Source organism: Kitasatospora sp. LaBMicrA B282, assembly GCF_050325825.1.
GTDB lineage: Bacteria > Actinomycetota > Actinomycetes > Streptomycetales > Streptomycetaceae > Kitasatospora.
In genome coordinates, this window is the sequence record NZ_JBNQTI010000339.1 from 1 (window position 1) to 2,249 (window position 2,249).

Consider the following 2,249-nt stretch of genomic DNA (forward strand, 5'->3'; position numbering starts at 1 on the left):
CGGTGCGGTTGCGGGCGGCGGCGCGGCGGCCAAGCCGGGCGCCGGTCTGCCGCCGGTGCGGCCGGTCGAGGAGCGGGTGCCGCCGGGCCTGTGGCGGCCCGAGCCGGCGGAGGTCGATGCCACCCGGCCGCTGCCCGCGGTGGCCCCCGGCACCGACGAGCCGACCCGGGTGCAGCCGGCGCAGCCCTCGGGCCAGCGTCCGCCGCGCCCGTCCTGGGCTGAGGAGACCCCGATGGACGACCTGCCGACGCTGACCGACTCGCTGCTCGGCTCGCGCGAGGAGTGGGCGCGCTGGGAGGACGCCGGCGGCGAGGACGAGGACCCGGGTGGCGGCCGGGAGCACAAGCGCCGCAAGTGACGGTGGGGCGGGCCCCGGTCGCGCGGGTCGCGGCCGGGGCCCGTTGACGTCGCCGACGTCGCCGACGTCGCTGTCCTCGGCGTCCGTGTCGTCCGCGGCGCTCCGGCCGGCGGGGAGCGGTGTCGGCGGCGCGCCGTATGCTCGGGGGCGTTGGGTAGGCAGTCGATGGGTGAGCGGGGCTAGGAGCAGCGGTGGCCGTCTGGGACGACCTGGTGGGCCAGGAGCGGGTGGTCGAGCAGCTCACCGCGGCTGCCCGGGCGGCCCGTGCCACGGTGCTGGCCGGCCGCTCCGGCGCGGTCGACGGCGCCAACGCCTCCCTGATGACCCACGCCTGGCTCTTCACCGGCCCGCCCGGCGCCGGCCAGACCACGGCCGCCCGGGCCTTCGCGGCCGCCCTGCAGTGCACCAGCCCGGACCTCGACCTCGGCGGGGTCCCCGGCTGCGGCTTCTGCGACGGCTGCCACACCGTCATGTCCGAGAGCCACGCCGACGTGAAGTTCGTCCGCAGCGACGGCCTGTCGATCGGCGTCGGCGACATGCGCGACCTGGTGCTGCGCGCCGCCAGCTACCCGACCGGCGGCCGCTGGTCGGTGATCCTGATCGACGCCGCCCACCGGCTCACCGAGGCCGCGGCCAACGCCCTGCTCAAGGGCGTCGAGGAGCCGTCCCCGCGGACGGTCTGGCTGCTCTGCGCGCCCTCCGTCCAGGACACCCTGCCGACCATCCGCTCGCGCTGCCGCCACCTGGTGCTGCGCACCCCCGCGGCGGCCGCGGTGGCCGACCTGCTGGTGCGCCGCGACGGGGTCGAGCCGGCGGTGGCCGAGCTGGCGGCCCACGCCGGGCAGGGGGACATCGAGCGCTCACGCCGCCTCGCGATCGACGAGCAGGCCCGCACCCGCCGGCTGGAGGTGCTGCGGATCCCGCTGGAGGTGGCCGACCTGGGCGGCTGCCTGGCCGCCGCGCAGCGCCTGGTGGACACCGCCAAGGCGGACGCGGAAGCGCTGGCCGAGACCCGGGACGCCAAGGAGACCGAGGACCTGAAGGCCGCGTACGGCGCCGCCGAGGGCTTGGGCGGCAAGGCCCCGCGCGGCATGGCCGGTGCGGTCAAGGAGCTGGAGAAGCGGCAGAAGAGCCGGGCCACCCGGACCCGTCGGGAGACCCTCGGTACCGCGCTGCTGGACCTGTTGGGGTTCTACCGCGACGTGCTGGCGCTCCAGCTCGGGTCCACCGCGGCGCTCGCCAACGGTGACGTGCGCCCGGCGCTGGACCGGATCGCCGCCGGCGGGCCGCCGGAGAGCACGCTGCGCCGGATCGAGGCGGTGCTGGCCTGCCGTCAGGCGCTGGACCGCAACGTGGACCCGCTGCTCGCGGTCGAGGCGATGACGGTGGCCCTGCGCGCCGGGTGACGCTGCGGCCGGGGCGGCTCTCCTGCTGGGCCTTCCTGCTGCGTCTTCTTGCTGCGTCTTCTTTTTGGGCCTTCCGGGGCGGTGCGAGCGGCTGACTCGCTCGATCGAGTGAACGTGGTCGCGCCCTCGGGACGCTCCGCCCGATCGGGGGTGGCGTCCCCCAGGCTGGGAGCGAACCCTCGCCCCCCAGAGGTGGTGCCGCGTGCCCCGTCCACTCTTCCTGCTCTCCGCGTTCGTCCCCGTCCTGCTCCTGGCCTGCTGGCTCGCCCAGAGTGCGCTGCGCCGCTGGCGCGGGGAGCGGGCCGCGCGCACCTACGAACTGGCCGCCGACCCGCGGCCGGTGGTGCTGCGGGCGGCCGGGGCCTTGTGCTGCGGGGTGTGCGCCACCGGCCTGGCGGTGGCCGCCGTGCTGGGCGGGCACCCGGGGCGCGGCGGGGCGCGACCGGTGGCGGCCGCGGCGGCGGACGCGCTGAGATCGGAAGAGC

2 protein-coding genes and 1 pseudogene are annotated in these 2,249 nt (G+C 77.4%); all 3 read left to right on the forward strand.

Translation table 11 applies throughout. The annotated features are described in order from the left end of the window. Positions 1-358: pseudogene (locus ACQRUO_RS39230) on the forward strand (hypothetical protein); the annotation flags it as partial. 191 nt (positions 359-549) lie between these two features. Further along, complete coding sequence (locus tag ACQRUO_RS39235; RefSeq protein WP_428320970.1) at positions 550-1,764, forward strand: DNA polymerase III subunit delta'; 1,215 nt, start codon at positions 550-552, stop codon at positions 1,762-1,764. Positions 1,765-1,966: 202 nt separating this feature from the next. Next, on the forward strand, positions 1,967-2,249 hold a 283-nt coding region (locus ACQRUO_RS39240; protein ID WP_428320971.1), incomplete at its 3' end, for a hypothetical protein.